Origin of the sequence: Streptomyces sp. AC512_CC834 (assembly GCF_019049325.1) — a bacterium.
Classification (GTDB): Bacteria; Actinomycetota; Actinomycetes; order Streptomycetales; family Streptomycetaceae; genus Streptomyces.
Genome location: NZ_JAGMUO010000065.1, coordinates 474,072 through 490,024 on the forward strand (window position 1 = coordinate 474,072; position 15,953 = coordinate 490,024).

14 protein-coding genes are annotated in these 15,953 nt (G+C 73.5%); 8 read left to right on the forward strand and 6 right to left on the reverse strand.

Annotated features, from left to right (window positions below; translation table 11 throughout):
- The first annotated feature begins 13 nt into the window (after nucleotides 1-13).
- Nucleotides 14-631 carry a TetR/AcrR family transcriptional regulator gene (locus KUM40_RS24305; RefSeq protein WP_217168220.1) on the forward strand — a complete coding sequence of 206 codons (618 nt, stop codon included), beginning with the start codon at nucleotides 14-16 and terminating at the stop codon, nucleotides 629-631.
- The gene (locus tag KUM40_RS24310) at nucleotides 628-2,217 is read left to right on the forward strand and encodes a glycerol-3-phosphate dehydrogenase/oxidase (protein ID WP_217168221.1); all 1,590 of its coding nucleotides are present in this window, start codon (nucleotides 628-630) and stop codon (nucleotides 2,215-2,217) included. The genes KUM40_RS24305 and KUM40_RS24310 overlap by 4 nt, the downstream gene beginning before the upstream one ends.
- Before the next feature lie 67 nt (nucleotides 2,218-2,284).
- Here KUM40_RS24310 and KUM40_RS24315 read toward each other — a convergent pair whose 3' ends face one another.
- The gene (locus tag KUM40_RS24315) at nucleotides 2,285-2,563 is read right to left on the reverse strand and encodes a hypothetical protein (protein WP_308401234.1); all 279 of its coding nucleotides are present in this window, start codon (nucleotides 2,561-2,563) and stop codon (nucleotides 2,285-2,287) included.
- Between the two features lie 163 nt (nucleotides 2,564-2,726).
- Between KUM40_RS24315 and KUM40_RS24320 the strand changes: the two genes are divergently transcribed.
- A complete protein-coding gene (locus tag KUM40_RS24320; RefSeq protein WP_308401222.1) occupies nucleotides 2,727-3,089 on the forward strand; it encodes an STAS domain-containing protein in 363 nt (120 codons plus the stop codon).
- Nucleotides 3,090-3,095: 6 nt separating this feature from the next.
- On the opposite strand, the gene KUM40_RS24325 is transcribed toward KUM40_RS24320, so the two are convergent.
- Nucleotides 3,096-3,524 carry an ATP-binding protein gene (locus tag KUM40_RS24325; protein WP_217168223.1) on the reverse strand — a complete coding sequence of 143 codons (429 nt, stop codon included), beginning with the start codon at nucleotides 3,522-3,524 and terminating at the stop codon, nucleotides 3,096-3,098.
- A 163-nt stretch (nucleotides 3,525-3,687) separates the two neighbouring features.
- The gene (locus KUM40_RS24330) at nucleotides 3,688-5,088 is read right to left on the reverse strand and encodes an endo-1,4-beta-xylanase (protein WP_217168224.1); all 1,401 of its coding nucleotides are present in this window, start codon (nucleotides 5,086-5,088) and stop codon (nucleotides 3,688-3,690) included.
- A gap of 247 nt (nucleotides 5,089-5,335) precedes the next feature.
- On the opposite strand from KUM40_RS24330, the gene KUM40_RS24335 reads away from it, so the two are divergent.
- From KUM40_RS24335 to KUM40_RS24345, 3 genes are all read left to right on the forward strand, one after another.
- On the forward strand, nucleotides 5,336-7,903 hold the full coding sequence (locus KUM40_RS24335) for a SpoIIE family protein phosphatase (RefSeq protein WP_217168225.1): 2,568 nt from the start codon (nucleotides 5,336-5,338) through the stop codon (nucleotides 7,901-7,903).
- A gap of 100 nt (nucleotides 7,904-8,003) precedes the next feature.
- Nucleotides 8,004-10,739, forward strand: a complete 2,736-nt coding sequence (locus tag KUM40_RS24340; protein WP_254395527.1) for a SpoIIE family protein phosphatase — start codon at nucleotides 8,004-8,006, stop codon at nucleotides 10,737-10,739.
- Between the two features lie 130 nt (nucleotides 10,740-10,869).
- On the forward strand, nucleotides 10,870-11,712 hold the full coding sequence (locus KUM40_RS24345) for a chitosanase (RefSeq protein ID WP_217168227.1): 843 nt from the start codon (nucleotides 10,870-10,872) through the stop codon (nucleotides 11,710-11,712).
- A gap of 109 nt (nucleotides 11,713-11,821) precedes the next feature.
- On the opposite strand, the gene KUM40_RS24350 is transcribed toward KUM40_RS24345, so the two are convergent.
- Nucleotides 11,822-11,995, reverse strand: a complete 174-nt coding sequence (locus tag KUM40_RS24350) for a CsbD family protein (protein ID WP_217168228.1) — start codon at nucleotides 11,993-11,995, stop codon at nucleotides 11,822-11,824.
- A 154-nt stretch (nucleotides 11,996-12,149) separates the two neighbouring features.
- Here KUM40_RS24350 and KUM40_RS24355 point away from each other — a divergent pair, with 154 nt between their 5' ends.
- Complete coding sequence (locus KUM40_RS24355; protein WP_217168229.1) at nucleotides 12,150-12,296, forward strand: hypothetical protein; 147 nt, start codon at nucleotides 12,150-12,152, stop codon at nucleotides 12,294-12,296.
- Nucleotides 12,297-12,371: 75 nt separating this feature from the next.
- Here KUM40_RS24355 and KUM40_RS24360 read toward each other — a convergent pair whose 3' ends face one another.
- On the reverse strand, nucleotides 12,372-13,838 hold the full coding sequence (locus KUM40_RS24360) for an MFS transporter (RefSeq protein ID WP_217168230.1): 1,467 nt from the start codon (nucleotides 13,836-13,838) through the stop codon (nucleotides 12,372-12,374).
- A 260-nt stretch (nucleotides 13,839-14,098) separates the two neighbouring features.
- Here KUM40_RS24360 and KUM40_RS24365 point away from each other — a divergent pair, with 260 nt between their 5' ends.
- On the forward strand, nucleotides 14,099-15,463 hold the full coding sequence (locus tag KUM40_RS24365) for an FAD-dependent oxidoreductase (protein WP_217168231.1): 1,365 nt from the start codon (nucleotides 14,099-14,101) through the stop codon (nucleotides 15,461-15,463).
- Between the two features lie 112 nt (nucleotides 15,464-15,575).
- Here the strand turns inward: KUM40_RS24365 and KUM40_RS24370 are convergent, their stop codons facing one another.
- A complete protein-coding gene (locus tag KUM40_RS24370; RefSeq protein ID WP_217168232.1) occupies nucleotides 15,576-15,950 on the reverse strand; it encodes a hypothetical protein in 375 nt (124 codons plus the stop codon).
- Nucleotides 15,951-15,953 lie beyond the last annotated feature (3 nt).

A 15,953-nucleotide genomic window follows, 5' to 3' on the forward strand; every position in this document is an offset into this window, starting at 1 on the left:
TACACTGTTACACATGACGCCCAACCGTCACAACCACTCGAGCCGGCCGAGCACCTCGGACAACGACACGGTGCTGGACGCCGTACGCGACTGCGTGCTGGCCGTCGGGGTCCGCCGCACGACGATGACCGACGTCGCCCGCCGCGCCGGCGTCTCGCGGATGACCCTGTACCGACGCTGGCCGGACGTGCGGTCCCTGGTCGGCGACCTGATGACCCGGGAGTGGATCGCCGTTGCCACCGGCGCCATCCCAGGGCCCCGGGCGGACACGGGCACCCGCCCGCGCGTCGTCGAGGGCCTGGTGGCGGGGGTGGAGGCGTTCCGCGCCCACCCGCTCTTCCGCAAGATCGTCGACGTCGATCCCGAGCTGCTGCTGCCCTACGTGCTCGACCGGCGCGGGGCGAGCCAGGAGGCCCTGCTGGGACTGCTGGCCGAAGCGCTCGAGGAGGGACACGCCGACGGGTCGGTGCGCCGGGTGCACACCGGGCGGCAGGCACGGTCGGTGCTGCTGATCGTGCAGTCCTTCGCCCTGTCGCTGCGGACCATGACCGACGAGGACGACACCGAGCTGACCCCCGAGGCCCTCCTCGCGGAGCTGCGCACCGTCCTGGAGAGGATCCTCACGCCATGAGCCCCACCCGTCACCCCGCCGCCGGGGCCTCAGCCTCCCTGTCCGCCGCACGGCGCTCGCGCGAGCTGACCGACACCGTCGGCGGACCCGTCGTGGACGTCCTGGTCGTCGGCCTCGGCGCGACCGGCGCAGGCGTCGCGCTGGACGCCGCGGCCCGGGGCCTGAGCGTCGTCGCCGTCGACGCCCACGACCTGGCCTTCGGCACCTCCCGCTGGAGCTCCAAGCTCATCCACGGCGGCCTGCGCTACCTCGCCTCCGGCCAGCTCGACGTCGCCCACGAGAGCGCGGTGGAGCGCGGGGTGCTGATGGAGCGCACGGCGCCCCACCTGGTGCGCGCCCAGCCCTTCGTGCTGCCGCTGACACCGCTGGTCTCCCGCGGCCAGGGCGCGCTGGCGTGGGCCGGGTTCCGGGCCGGCGACACCCTGCGCCTGGCGGCGCGCACCGCCCGGGCCACGCTACCCGCGCCGCGTCGGCTGTCCGCGGTGGAGACCCGCCACCTCGCCCCGGCGCTGCGCTCCGACCGGCTGCGCGGCGGCCTGCTGTCCTGGGACGGCCGGCTCACCGACGACGCCCGGCTGGTCACGGCACTCGCCCGGACCGCCGCGGCGCGCGGCGCCCGGATCCTGACCCGGGTCAGGGCGCTGGAGCTGACCTCCTCCGGTGCCCGGATACGCGACGAGCTCACCGGTGAGGAGGGCGTGATCCGGGCCCGCTCGGTGGTCAACGCCTCCGGGGTGTGGGCCGGCGGCCTCGTGGACGGCATCCGGGTCCGCCCCTCCCGCGGCACCCACCTCGTCCTGCGCTCCGAGACCCTCGGTCCACTCCCCGCGGGCCTGCACGTACCGGTCCCCGGGGAGACCAACCGCTTCGTCCTCGTCCTGCCCCAGGGCGACGGCCGTGTCTACGTCGGGCTGACCGACGAGCCCGTGGACGGTGACGTCCCCGACGTTCCCGAGGTGCCGGAGACCGACGTGGGCTTCCTGCTCGACGTGCTGGGCTCCGTGCTGGAGGTGCCCGTCCACCGCGAGGACGTGGTGGGGGCCTTCGCGGGGCTGCGTCCCCTGCTGGACACCACGTCCGCCGACCGGCACGGCAGCGGGCCCCGCACCGCGGACGTCTCGCGCCGGCACGCCGTGCTCACCTCGTCCCAGGGCGTGATCACCGTGGTCGGCGGCAAGCTCACCACGTACCGGCGCATGGCCGAGGACGCCGTGGACGCCGCCGTCGCCGCCCGCGGCCTGGCCGCCGGCCCGTCCCCCACCGCCGCGCTGCCCCTGGTCGGCGCCGCCGCCCCGCGCACCCTGGCCGAGGTGCGGGCGCCGCGCCGCCTGGTGCGGCACTACGGCACCGAGGCACAAGACGTCCAGGCCCTCGCCGCCCGCGACCCCCGGCTCGCCGAACGCGTGCTGCCGGGCCACCCCGTCACCGGGGCCGAACTGCTGTGGGCGCTGCGCCACGAGGGCGCCCTCGACGAGGCCGACCTGCTCGACCGGCGCACCCGCGTCGGCCTGGTCCCCGAGGACCGGGCGGCGGCCCTGGACGCCGTACGCGACCTCGTCGGCGAGGTCACGGCGGGACAGGGCTGAGACCGGCGGGGGCCGGGGCGGAGTCAGTGCGGTCCGGGCCCGGTCAGGTGCCGGGTCAGGTGCCCGGTCAGGTGCCCCGCCCGTCGTCCTGGACGGCCTTGCGGACCTTCGCCTCGATCTTGTGCCGGGACTGGCCTCCCTCCTTGACGTACTCCGACATCGCGGTCCGCGCGTCCCGGTCCAGGTCGCGCCACGCCCGTACGGCGGTCTCGTAGGTGTCCGACTGCCGCGGGGTCCACTGATGCTGCGTGGGAGGCCCGTACGAGTCGCGCAGTTCCTCGACCCGGTGCTGTGCCAGGTCCGCCGCGCGACGCTTGTGCACGAGCTCCTCGAATGTGTGAGCCACCACACCCTCGACCGTAGTCAGCGGAGCGCCGTCGCGCGCGTCGGGGCCGACGCCCCGGGTCCGGTCGGCCCGGTCCGCACAACGGGTCCACGTGGGCCCGGAAGAGCCTTAACATCTAGCCACCGACGACGGCCGGGCACCTGCGAGAAGTGAGGACAACGTGGTGGACATCGAGGGAGCGGCAGTACCGGAGCGGCTGCTGATCACCCGTACCACCACGGGCGACGACGTCAGCATCGTGACACTCGCCGGAGAGGTCGATCTCGACGGCAGCAGCCGGCTCCGCGACGTCCTGCTGTCCTCGGTGCAGTCCGCGCCGGGCACGGTGGTCGACTTCGGGGAGGTGGGCTTCCTGGACTCCAGCGGCATCAACGTGCTCATCTCGGCGCACCGGGCCGCCGAGTCCCGCGGCGTCTGGTTCCGGCTCGCCGCGGCGCGCGACGCGGTCGAGCGCGTGCTGCGGCTGGTGGGTGTCGACGCGCTCATCGACTGCTACCCGAGCGTGGAGCGGGCCCTGACCGCCTGAGAGGGGTCAGCGCAGCGGCAGGCGCGCGTACACCGTCTTGCCCGTCGTGTGCGGCTTGGTGATGACCTCGTCGCACAGCCGCGTCACGATCTCCAGACCGTGCCGGCCGAGCCGCAGGGGATCGCGGGGCAGGAACGTGGGAAAGCCCTCCCCCGTGTCCGACACCGCGATCTCGACGCGGTCGTCCACCAGCGTCAGCTCCAGCTTGCAGGGGCCGGGCGCGTGCCGCAGCGCGTTCGTCACCAGTTCGCTCGCGACCAGGCGGGCGGAGTCCGGGAAGGTGTCCGCCAGGTCCACGCCCCGCTCGGCGAGTCGCGTGACGAAGCCGTGCACGACGTCCCTGGAGGCCGGGATCATCGCCGATCCGCCCCTGAACTCCACCACCGCGGACACGACGGAGGCGTCCGCGGTATCGGGTCCGTGCGCCGGAGTCATACAGAGCCTCACCGTCCGGTCCGGGGCCGAGTGGGAGGAGCGAAGGTCCCCGGCCCCTCACGATACGCACCGGGGCCCTTCGCACGATCCCTTTGCCCTGACTTCCGCCGGACGCGCCCTTTTTGGACGGACCCGGACCGACCGCGTCAGGCGTACGGACGGGTCAGGAAGCGGTGCAGGTGCCGACCGAGGGCGCGGCGTCGCTGCCGTTCTTCGCCACGGTGAACCCGAAGCTGGTCGACGCGCCGGCCGCCAGCGTGCCGTTCCAACTGGGCCGCACCGTCATGACGTTGCCGCTCCAGGTGGGTGTGCCGTTCCACAGGGACGAGACGGACTGCTGCGCGGGCAGGGTGACCGTCGCGGTCCAGGAGCCGATCGGCTCGCTGCCCGCGGTGACGGTGACCTGGCCGTTGTAGCCGCTGCTCCAGTCCGCGGTCCTGGTGTACGTGGCGGTGCAGCTCACGGTGCCGTCGCCCGGGTCTCCCGGGTCCCCGGGGTCGCCCGGATCGCCCGGGTCTCCCGAGCCGCCCAGGGCGGACAGGACGGCGTCGTAGGCCGGCTTCTCGTTGTAGTCGCCGTCGAACAGCAGCGGGGTGCCGCCGCTGCGCCACGAGTACTTGTCGGTGACACCCCAGACGGTGATGCCGGTGCAGCGGTCCACCGCGAGGCAGGCCTCGACGACCTTGGTGTAGTTGGCCGCCTGGGCCGAGCCGGAGCCCTCGATGTCGAGTTCCGTGATCTGCACGTCGACGCCGAGGTCGGCGAAGCGCTGGAGGTTCTGCCGGTAGTCGGAGGGGACCGGGGAGTTGCTGTTGAAGTGGGACTGGAAGCCGACGCAGTCGATGGGCACGCCGCGGGACTTGAAGTCCTTGACCATGTCGTAGACGGCGTTGCTCTTCGCGTTGACGCCGTCGGTGTTGTAGTCGTTGTAGCAGAGCTTGGCGGCCGGGTCGGCGGCGCGGGCGGTGCGGAACGCCTCCTCGATGAAGCCGTCGCCCAGCTTGTCCTGGAAGGGCGAGCTGCGCCGGGCGCCGCTCCCGCCGTCCTGGAACGCCTCGTTGACGACGTCCCAGCTATGGATCTCTCCCTTGTAGTGGCCCATCAGGGCGTTGATGTGGCTGTTCATGGCGGTGCGCAGGTCCGAGGCGCCCAGGGAGCCGACCCAGGAGGGCAGTTGGGAGTGCCAGACGAGGGTGTGGCCGCGCACGTCCATGCCCTGGCTCTGCGCGTGGTTCACGACCTGGTCGGCGGCGCCGAAGGTGAAGGTGCCGCGGCTGGGCTCGGTGGCGTCCCACTTCATCTCGTTCTCGGGCGTCGCCGAGGTGAACTCGCGGTCCAGCGTGGAGACGTAGTCCGCCTCGCCGAGGTGGCTCGCCGCGACGGCGGTTCCGAAGTAGCGGCCCTGACCGGCCGCCGCGGAGCCGAGCGTGTCGGCGGCTTGAGCGGCTTCGGCGGCTTCGGCGGAGTGGGCGGCTTCGGCGGAGTGGGCCGCGGTGGTCAGCGCGGCCGCGGCCACCAGACCGGCGGTGGCCGCCCTCGACAGGCGTCTCAGAATCATGCTCATGTCATCCCGTTCCTTGAATCGGTGTGCGGGCCGTTCGGAAGGGCGGAAATCGCCGAACACCGGTGCCGTAGATCGGTCGAAAGTTTCGGGCTGATTTCCGAATGTCGGGAGGAGGTTACGGACTCCCGTCCGCGAGGTCAACGCCCGGCGCCGTCACCCGTGCGGCCCGACCGCGTGCGCGATCCGAGGGTGGTGGCGCATTCTTGCTGTGTCGCCCGCGCGGCGGCGCACGGACGAGGTGGGGCCGATGAGTACAGGCGCCGAGAACCCCGAGAACCCCGGGAACGCTGCCCGGATGCCGGGACGGCTGACGGCGCCGCTGATCGACGCGTCCACCCGGGCGATCGGCGCGGCCGGCGGTCGGGTGGGCGGCGTGTACCTGCGGTCCTCCGCCCCCGGCCTGCTGCGGCTGGCCGTCCTCGCCGGACTGCCCGGCCCGCTGTTCCGCCCCTGGTGGCGCCTGCACGCGGACAGTCCGTTCCCGGTCGCCGACGCCTACCGGCTGGGCGTCCGCGTGGTGCTGCCCAACGCCGCGGAGACCATGCGCCGTTACCCGCAGTTCGCGGCCGGTCTGCCCTTCCCCTTCGGGTCCCTGTACGTGCCCGTCGCCGGGTCCGGCGGGACGTACGGCGTCCTGACCGTGCTGCGTCCCCCCGCCGCCGACGCCGCCGAGCTGCTGGAGGGCGCGGACCGGATGGCCGGGCCGGCGCAGGAGCTGGGCGCTGTCCTGGAGCGGCTGGACGCCGACCGTGACGCGCCGGCGGTCGTCTGGGAGGGCGAGCCGCTGTGTGTGCGGCCGCCCGCCTCGGGGCGGCAGCCGCGGCGCGCCGGAAGTTTCGGCTGGGATCCGGCCACCGGTGCCGTCACCCTCGACGGGCCGCTGTGCGCCCTGCTCGGCATCGCGGCCGACGTCGCCGGAGCCGCCGGGGCACTCGAGACGCTCACCGGTGCCCTGACTCCCGACGACGGACACCGGGTCGCCGCCGCGCTGCGCGACACGGCCGCGGGCCGGCCGCCGCGGCTTCCCCTGTACGTGCGTGCCGCGGACGGTTCGCCGCGCCTGGTGGAGCTGTGGCGGCCGCAGGGCGCACCGCCCGCCGGGGGCCCGGTACGGGGTGTCGTCCGCGATCCCTTCGCCGACGCGGTGGCCGACGCCGCGGCCGACCTGCTGCCGGAGGGCGTCTTGTGCGTGGACCGGCTCGGCGCGGTCGTCTACGCGAACCCGCGCGCCGCCGAGCTGCTGGGAAGGCCACGGGCGGGGCTGCTCGGCCGTTCCCTGTGGGAGGCCGTGCCCTGGCTGGACCAGGCCGCCTACGAGGACCATCTCCGCGGCGCGCTGCTCTCCCCCGAGCCGGTCCGCTTCCACGTCCGGCGACCGCCCGACGACAGCCGCGGGACGGCGCCGCGGCCCTACGAGGGGGACTGGCTCGCCGTCCGGGTGTATCCCGGGCCGGACTTCCTGACGGCGACGCTCCGCCCGGCCAACCGGGTGGCCGAGGCGTCCGCCGGGCCGAGCACCGGGCACGACGAGCCCCAGGACGCGCCCGGGGCGGACGACGCGCCGCCGGCCGCCTCGACGGCGGCGAAGTACCGCCCCATCGTCCTGGCCGTCGCCCTGACCGAGGCCGTCACCGCCCGCCAGGTGTCCGCCGTGGTCGTACGGGAACTGCTGTCGGCGTTCGGCGGCCGCCGGCTCGCCATCTACCTGCTCCAGGACCGCCATCTGCATCTGGCGTGGGAGACGGGCTTCCCGCCCGGCTTCCTCGCGCCCTTCGAAGGGGTGCCGCTGGACGCCCGGCTGCCCGGGGTCGAGACGCTGACCAGCGGCCGGCCGCTCTTCTTCGACTCGATGCGGGCACTGGCCGCCGCGTACCCGGGCATCCCGCTGGACGCCACGGAGGGCGCCCGCGCCTTCCTGCCGCTGATCGCCTCCGGGCGCCCGGTCGGCTCCTGCATCCTCGGCTTCGAACGTTCCCGGGGCTTCAGCACCGAGGAGCGCTCGGTGCTCACCGCCCTGGCCGGGCTGATCGCGCACGCCATGGAGAAGGCCCGGCGCTACGAGTCCGAGACCGCGCTCGCCCGCGGGCTCCAGGAGGTGCTGCTGCCCCGGCGGCTGCCCGCGCACCCGCTGCTGGAGACCGCGGGCCGCTACCTGCCCGGGACCCAGGGCATGGACGTGGGCGGGGACTGGTACGACGTGGTGGCCTCCGGGGACGGCATGGCCCTGGTCATCGGCGATGTGCAGGGGCACGGCGTGCAGGCCGCGGCGACCATGGGGCAACTGCGCAGCGCCGTGCGCGCCTTCGCCCTCGGCGACCGTCCGCCCGACGAGGTGATGAGCGGTGTCGACCACCTGCTGGCCGATCTGGACCCGGGCCTGTTCGCGAGCTGCTGCTACATCCGGCTCGACCCGGCGACCGGACGGGCCCGCGCCGCCCGTGCGGGGCACCCGCCACCGCTCCTGCGTCACCCGGACGGACGCACCGAGACACTCGACCTGCCCGGCGGGGTGGTGCTCGGGGTGGACCCGGGCGCGCCCTACCCGCTGACCGAGTTCCGGGTCGAGCCGGGTGCCGTCCTCGCCCTCTACACGGACGGTCTCGTGGAGCGGCCCGGCACCGACATCGACGACGGCATCACCGCCCTGCGCCTCGCGCTCGCCAGGTCGGGGGCGCCCGCCGCGCGGCCGGGGAGCCGTTCGCTGGCGGGCGTCGCGGACCGGATCGTCGTGACCGCCCGCCACACCACGGACCGCCTCGACGACATCGCCCTGCTGCTCGCCACCCGCCGCGCACGCCCCGGCGGCCCCCGGTGAGGGCGCACCACGGCCCCCGCCGGGCGGGCCGCCCCGTCCCAGGGGTCGCCCCTCGCCTCCTGGAGCCCGGCAGTGTAGACATGGGCACATGGTCCGACTGATGGGTCGATCGGGAGAGCGGTCACCCCGTCGTCCCGGCGGCCCGCACGCCCGACACCGGGAGGACGCGGACCGGTCACGGCGGGGAGCGGACGCGGGGCGGCATGCCTCGGCGCTGCGCTCGGCGCTGTCCGGGCGCAGCGTGGCCGGCCAGGTCTTCGTCATGAACGTGGTCATCGTGCTGCTGCTCGTGGTGGCCGCGGCGGTCGCGCTGGTGCTCCAGGTACGGCACGACAGCGGTGTGGAGGCGCGCAACCGGTCCGTCTCCGTGGCCGCGACGCTGGCCAACTCCCCCGGCATCCGCGAGGCGCTGCGCAGCCCCGACCCCACGGCGGTGCTCCAGCCCCGGGCCGAGGCGGTGCGCAAGGCCACGGGCGTGGACTTCGTGGTCGTCACCAACGCCGACGGCATCCGCTACACCCACCCCAAGCCGGACCGGATCGGCAAGAAGTTCGTCGGGAACATCGCCCCGGCGCTGGCCGGAGAGACGGTGACCGAGCAGATCGACGGGACCATCGGCCCGCTGGTCCAGGCCATCGTGCCCGTCGAGGCTCCCGACGGCACGGTCGTGGGTCTGGTCTCGGCCGGCATCACCACGGAGAACGTGGGCGGTGTCGCCGACCGGCAGTTGCCGCTGGTGCTGAGCGCGGCGGCCGTCGGGCTGGCCCTGGCGACGGGCGGCACGGCACTCGTGAGCCGCCGGCTGCTGCGGCAGACGCACGGCCTGGGACCGCACGAGATGACCCGGATGTACGAACACCACGACGCGGTCCTGCACAGCGTCCGCGAGGGCGTGCTCATCGTCGGCGGGGAGGGCAGGCTGCTGCTCTCCAACGACGAGGCGCGGCGCCTGCTCGACCTGCCCGGCGACGCCGACGGCCGGCACGTCCTCGACCTCGGGCTGCCGGCCGACACGGCGGAGCTGCTGGCCTCCGGACAGGCCGCCACCGACGAGGTGCACCTCGTCAAGGACCGGTTGCTGGCGGTCAACCAGCGGCCGACGGACGTACGGGGCGGCCCGGCCGGCAGCGTGGCCACACTCCGCGACTCCACCGAACTGCGGGCACTGTCCGGCCGCGCCGAGACCTCCCGGGAGCGCCTGGACATCCTGTACGCCGCCGGTGTGGGCATCGGGACCAGCCTGGACGTCACCCGCACCGCCGAGGAACTGGGCGAGCTGGCCGTGCCCCGGTTCGCGGACTACGTCTGCGTGGACCTGTTCGACGCCGTGCTGGCCGGCGGCCAGCCGAACGGTGTGACGCCGCTGCGCCGCACCGCGCTCAGCGGCATCCGCGAGGACGTCCCGCTCTATCCGGTGGGCCGGCAGATCCGCTACGTGGACTCCTCCCCGCAGGGCCGCGCCCTGCACGGCGGGCGGCCCGTCCTGGAGCCCCGGCTCGGCGAGGCTCCGGGCTGGCGCGCACAGGACTACGAGCGCTCCGCGCAGGTGGTGGAGTACGGCGTCCACTCGCTGATCACCGTCCCACTGCGCGCGGGCACCCTGGTGCTCGGGGTGGTGAGCTTCTGGCGTTCCGAGAAGCCCGAGCCGTTCGACGAGGACGAGTTGGCCCTCGCCGAGGAACTGGTCGCGCGGGCCGCGGTCTCCATCGACAACGCGCGCCGCTACACCCGCGAGCACAGCATGGCGGTGACGCTCCAGCGCAGCCTGCTGCCCCGCAGGATGCCCGATCAGAACGCCCTGGACGTCGCCTACCGCTATCTGCCCGCGCAGGCCGGGGTCGGCGGGGACTGGTTCGACGTGCTGCCGCTGTCCGGGGCCAGGGTCGCGCTCGTGGTCGGTGACGTCGTCGGGCACGGGCTGCACGCCGCGGCGACCATGGGGCGGCTGCGCACGGCGGTGCACAACTTCAGCGCCCTCGACCTGACGCCCGACGAACTGCTCGGGCTGCTGGACGAGCTGGTCGGCCGTATCGACCAGGACGAGGCGGCCGACGACAGCACCGCCCCGGTCACCGGCGCGACCTGCCTCTACGCGATCTACGACCCGGTCGCCGGAAGCTGTGTGATCGCCCGGGCCGGTCATCCGCCGCCCGCCCTGATCCGGCCCGACGGCACCGTCGACTTCCCCGAGGTGCCCGCGGGTCCCCCGCTGGGCCTGGGCGGCCTCCCGTTCGAGACGACGGAACTGCGGCTGGCGGAGGGCAGCCGGCTCGTGCTGTACACCGACGGGCTGGTCGAGGACCGGGAACACGACATCGACGTCGGTCTGGAACATCTGCGCCGCGCGCTGGAGACGGCCGGCGAGACGCCCGAGGACACCTGCCGGACGGTCCTGGACGCCCGGCTCCCGGACCGGCCGGGCGACGACATCGCCCTGCTGGTCGCCCGCACCCGGACGCTCGGTCCGGACCAGGTCGCCGAGTGGGACGTCCCGAGCGATCCGGCGGCGGTCGCCGAGGTGCGTTCCCAGGTCACCCGGCGGCTGGCCGAGTGGGGTCTCGACGAGCTGGCGTTCACCACGGAGCTGATCCTGAGCGAGCTGGTCACCAACGCCATCCGGTACGGCGGCGAGACCGTCCACGTCCGGGTGCTGCGCGACCGCAGCCTGATCTGCGAGGTGTTCGACAGCAGCAGCACCTCGCCCCATCTGCGCTACGCGGCGATGACGGACGAGGGCGGGCGCGGACTGTTCCTCGTCGCGCAGCTCGCCGAGCGCTGGGGCACCCGCTACACGCCGGCCGGCAAGGTCATCTGGGCGGAGCAGCCGGTGCCCTGACGGACGCGGGGGTCGCCCTCGGTCCGTACCAATTTCGTGCCGGGCGGGTGCCCAGGACGCCGATTGTCTGGTAGGAAACTTTCCTATCAGTGCCCGGCATTCCCAACCCCCCACCACACCTGGAGATTCCGTGAGGCACCCGTTCCCCGACCCGGCGCGCCCCGCAGGCACCTCGCGCCGTACCGTGCTCGCCATGGCATGCGCGTCCCTGGTGACAGCCCCCCTCCTCGCCCCCTCGCGGGCCGCGGCGACACCCGCGCGCGCGGCGGGGCTCGACGACCCGGCGAAGAAGGAGATCGCCATGCAGCTCGTGTCGAGCGCGGAGAACTCCTCGCTCGACTGGAAGGCGCAGTACCAGTACATCGAGGACATCGGTGACGGCCGCGGCTACACCGCGGGCATCATCGGTTTCTGCTCCGGCACCGGCGACATGCTCGACCTGGTGGAGCTCTACAGCGACCGCAGCCCCGGCAACGTGCTCGCCCGCTATCTGCCGGCGCTGCGCGAGGTCGACGGCTCCGACTCGCACGAGGGCCTCGATCCCGGCTACCCGGACGACTGGCGCCGGGCCGCGGGCGACCCGGAGTTCCGCCGGGCGCAGGACGACGAGCGCGACCGCGTCTACTTCGACCCGGCCGTACGGCGGGGCAAGGAGGACGGGCTGCGGACGCTGGGGCAGTTCGCGTACTACGACGCGATCGTCATGCACGGCGACGGCGGCGACCCCGCGAGCTTCGGCAGCATCCGGGACCGGGCCCTCGGCAATGCCAGGCCGCCGGCCGAGGGCGGCGACGAGGTGGCCTACCTGCACGCGTTCCTCGACGCGCGGGTGTGGGCCATGAAGCAGGAGGAGGCGCACAGCGACACCAGCCGCGTCGACACGGCGCAGCGCGTCTTCCTGAACGAGGGCAACCTGGACCTCGACCCGCCGCTGGACTGGCACGTGTACGGGGACAGCTACCACATCGGCTGACCCCGGGCCGCCGGACCCGACGCGGGCCGCGGAACCGGCCGTATGCCGGGTTCCGCGGCCCGTGTGCGCCGGCTCCGTACCTGTCAGTACTGGGGTGTCAGTGCCGGTGTCAGTGCCGGAACGCGTCCTTGCCCTTCTCCTTGGCCTGCCGGGCGTCGCCCTTGGACTGCGCGGCGCGGCCCTCGGCCGTCATCCTCTCGTTGCCGACGACCCGGCCGACCGCTTCCTTGGCCTTCCCCTTGGCCTGTTCCATCTTCGCCTTGGACTTCTGATTGCCGGCCACGGTGGCTCACCTCTCGGCGTTCGTCTGCGATGTCCTGCCCTGCGGGTCGCCCGGCGCGGCGAGCCCAAACCCGCGGGCGGCCGGCGGGGTGTTCGGCACGCCCCGGGGTACGAGCACGGACAAGGCAGGTCCGTCGTCGACTCGGAGGAACGTCATGGCCGGAGTACTGGACCGGATCAAGCGGTTCGCGCGCAGCCCGCAGGGCCGCAGGGCGACCGAGCAGGTGCGCCGGGCGGCCTCGGACCCGCGTCGCCGCGCGCAGGCACAGAAGATGCTGCGAAAGTTCGGCAAGCGCCGCTGAGCGCTGGCGGGCAGTCAGGCAGGCAGGCAGGCGGAGGGTGCGGAGGCTGGTGAGCCACGCCGGTCAGTGCTGAGGTCAGTGCTGACCGGCGTGGGTGTGGCTGTGGGACACCTCCGGCGGGCAGCGCGGGTCGCCGTCGCGGTCCCGCCGCCAGTCGCGGACCGCGACGGTCAGCGCGCACAGCATGGCGGCGACGCCGGTGCCCACCGACAGGGCCACGGCCTCGTGGTAGTCGTCGTGGGTGGCGCTCAGTGTCAGGTAGAAGAGTCCCGGCAGCACCGCGGTGCCCACCGCGCCGCCCAGCCGCTGCCCGGTCTGCAGGGCGCCCCCGGCGGCGCCCGCCATCCGCACCGGCACGTCGCGGAGCGTCATCGTGATGTTCGGGGAGATCACACAGCCGCTGCCGAGCCCGCCGAGCAGCAGGGCCGGAGCCGCGATCCAGGCGGCCGGGCCGGGGGGCGCGAGCCAGAGCAGCAGCGCGGTCGTGCCGAGGCCGACCATCACGGCGACCAGTCCCCAGACCGTCAGCAGCCGCCCCAGCCGTTCCACCAGCCGGCCCGCCACGGCCGCGGCGACGGCCGAACCCGCGGCGAACGGCGTCACCGCCAGTCCGGACATCAGGGGGGAGAAGCCCAGCCCGTTCTGGAAGAAGAGCGCGAACACCAGCCACACCCCGCTGAACCCGACGAAGTACAGGGCGGCCAGGCCCGCGCCGGTGGCGTAGCCACGGGTCTCGGTGAGCAGTCCCGGCTCGAGGAGCGGCTGCCCGCCCCGGCGGGCGACGCGGCGCTCCCACCGCGCGAAGGCGAACAGCACGAGCAGCCCCGTCGGGAACAGCCACCACACCCTGGTCAGGCCGCCGCTCTCGGCGAGCACCAGCGGCGTCATCAGGGTCAGGATCCCGGCGCCGAGGAGCACCACCCCCACCGGATCCAGCCGCCCCCGGCCGCCGGGCGCCACCCGGGGCAGCAGGCGGAAGCCGAGCAGGAGCGCGAGCACGCCGACCGGCACGTTGACGTAGAAGATCCACCGCCAGCCCTCGGGGCCGGCCAGCGCCAGGATCACACCGCCGACGACCGGACCCACGGCGCTGGAGACACCCACGGTGGCGCCGAAGAGCCCGAAGGCGCGCCCGCGTTCCGCGCCCCGGAACAGTTGTTGGATCAGTGCCGAGTTCTGCGGTGCGAGGCTGCCCGCGGCGACTCCCTGGGCGAGCCGGGCGGCCACCAGCAGCTCGATGCCGGGCGCGGCCCCCGCGGCGGCGCTGCAGAGCACGAAGGCGGCCAGGGCGAGGAGGAAGACGCGGCGTCTGCCGAACGCGTCGCCGATCCGGCCCGCGGTCACCAGGGTCAGGGCGAACGCGAGCGCGTAGCCGGAGACGACCCACTGCACGGACGCCGGCGAGGCGTGCAGTCCCCGTTGCATGGACGGCAGGGCCACGGCGACGATCGTCACGTCCAGAAGCGTCATGAAACCGGCGACCAGCGTGACCCACAGGGCCCGCCACCGGTTCGGATCGGGGCTGTCGTCCGGGCGCTGCACGCGGACTCCCCTCGTGAGGCGGCACGGGACGCGCCACCGCGCCCCACGCCTGCGTCACCCGTGACCGGGGCTTCAAACCCGCGCCCCGCCCATGCCACACCCGTGCCACACCCATGCGCCACCCGCACCCAAACCCGAACCATGAGATCCCATAAGATATCCTTATGACCTCATAGACCGGACCCGCGTACCGACTTAGGCTTGCCTCAGTTTAGGCTTCCCCATGAGTCGATCTGTTGCCGCTCGAAGGGAACCTGAACATGCCCCGCCCTCTGCGGGTAGCCATCGTCGGATCCGGCCCGGCCGGGATCTACGCCGCCGACGCCCTGCTCAAGTCCGAGGTGGCCGCCGACCCCGGTGTGTCCATCGACATCTTCGAGCGCATGCCCGCACCGTTCGGCCTCATCCGTTACGGCGTCGCGCCCGACCACCCGCGGATCAAGGGCATCATCACGGCCCTGCACCAGGTGCTCGACAAGCCGCAGATCCGTCTCTTCGGCAACGTGAACTACCCGACCGACGTCAGCCTGGACGATCTGCGCGCCTTCTACGACGGTGTGATATTCGCCACTGGCGCCACGGCGGACCGGGACCTGTCCCTGCCCGGCATCGACCTCGACGGCTCGTACGGCGCGGCCGACTTCGTCTCCTGGTACGACGGTCACCCGGACGTGCCGCGCACCTGGCCGCTGGAGGCGGAGAAGGTCGCGGTCCTCGGTGTCGGCAACGTCGCCCTCGACGTGGCCCGAGTCCTGGCCAAGACGGCCGAGGAGCTGCTGCCGACCGAGGTTCCGCCGAACGTCCACGAGGGCCTCAAGGCGAACAAGGCGCTGGAGGTCCACGTCTTCGGCCGTCGCGGCCCGGCGCAGGCGAAGTTCAGCCCGATGGAGCTGCGGGAGCTGGACCACTCCCCCAACATCGAGGTGATCGTCGACCCCGAGGACATCGACTACGACGAGGGCTCGATCGCGACCCGGCGCGGCAACAAGCAGGCCGACATGGTCGCCAAGACCCTGGAGAAGTGGGCGATCCGCGACGTCGGCGACCGGCCGCACAAGCTGTTCCTGCACCTCTTCGAGTCGCCCTCGGAGATCCTCGGCGAGGACGGCAAGGTCGTCGGCCTGCGCACCGAGCGCACCGAGCTGGACGGCACGGGCAACGTCAAGGGCACCGGCGAGTTCAAGGACTGGGACGTGCAGGCGGTCTACCGGGCCGTCGGCTACCTGTCCGACCAGCTCCCCAAGCTGCCCTGGGACCTCGACTCGGGCACGGTCCCGGACGCGGGCGGCCGGGTCGTCCAGGAGTCCGGCGAGCACCTGCAGTCGACGTATGTCACGGGCTGGATCCGGCGTGGCCCGGTCGGTCTGATCGGCCACACCAAGGGCGACGCCAACGAGACGGTGTCCAACCTGCTGGACGACTACGCGAACGGCCGTCTCCATACGCCCGCCTCGCCGGCTCCGCAGGCCGTGGACGCCTTCCTCGCCGAGCGGAACGTCCGCTTCACCACCTGGGACGGCTGGTACCGCCTCGACGCCGCGGAGAAGGCGCTGGGCGAGCCGCAGGGGCGTGAGCGCGTGAAGCTCGTCGAGCGCGAGGACATGCTCAGGGAGAGCGGCGCCTGAACCGTGGCGCACGAAGTCGGACGCGCCGTCCCGGCCGTCCAGCGTGCCGTCGCCGAGCGGCCGGCGGGGAGGCGCCCCGCCGGGCCCGCGACGGATGGACGTGCGGTCGGGGTCAGACCTCCAGTTCGTTCTCGATCCGGCGCAGTTGGTGGCGGGCCATCGCCAGGTTGGCGCGGCTCGCGTCGAGCACCAGGTAGAGGAACAGGCCGTTGCCGCCGCGGCCCTTGAGGAGGCGGATCATGTGGTACTGGGTGTTCAGGGTGATCAGGATGTCCTCGATCTCCTCCTTCAGACCGAGGTGCTCCATCGTGCGCAGCTTGGACCGCACGACGTCGGTGTTGCCGGCGGCGGCGACCTCCAGATTGAACTCCTTGCCGCCGCCCAGGGTGCCGAGGGCCATCCCGCTGGTGTAGTCGACCAGCGCGGCGGCGGTCGCTCCGTCGATGGAGCTGAGGCATTCCTTGAGCGAGGTCTCCAGGTTGGCCATGGT

What these genes read in the sequence shown, in the direction of transcription:
- KUM40_RS24305 (WP_217168220.1), top strand. Translation starts at nt 14, where the DNA reads ATGACGCCCAACCGTCACAACCACTCGAGCCGGCCGAGCACCTCGGAC.
- KUM40_RS24310 (WP_217168221.1), top strand. Translation starts at nt 628, where the DNA reads ATGAGCCCCACCCGTCACCCCGCCGCCGGGGCCTCAGCCTCCCTGTCC.
- KUM40_RS24325 (WP_217168223.1), bottom strand. Translation starts at nt 3,524, where the DNA reads ATGACTCCGGCGCACGGACCCGATACCGCGGACGCCTCCGTCGTGTCC.
- KUM40_RS24330 (WP_217168224.1), bottom strand. Translation starts at nt 5,088, where the DNA reads ATGAGCATGATTCTGAGACGCCTGTCGAGGGCGGCCACCGCCGGTCTG.
- KUM40_RS24335 (WP_217168225.1), top strand. Translation starts at nt 5,336, where the DNA reads ATGAGTACAGGCGCCGAGAACCCCGAGAACCCCGGGAACGCTGCCCGG.
- KUM40_RS24340 (WP_254395527.1), top strand. Translation starts at nt 8,004, where the DNA reads ATGGGTCGATCGGGAGAGCGGTCACCCCGTCGTCCCGGCGGCCCGCAC.
- KUM40_RS24355 (WP_217168229.1), top strand. Translation starts at nt 12,150, where the DNA reads ATGGCCGGAGTACTGGACCGGATCAAGCGGTTCGCGCGCAGCCCGCAG.
- KUM40_RS24365 (WP_217168231.1), top strand. Translation starts at nt 14,099, where the DNA reads ATGCCCCGCCCTCTGCGGGTAGCCATCGTCGGATCCGGCCCGGCCGGG.
- KUM40_RS24370 (WP_217168232.1), bottom strand. Translation starts at nt 15,950, where the DNA reads ATGGCCAACCTGGAGACCTCGCTCAAGGAATGCCTCAGCTCCATCGAC.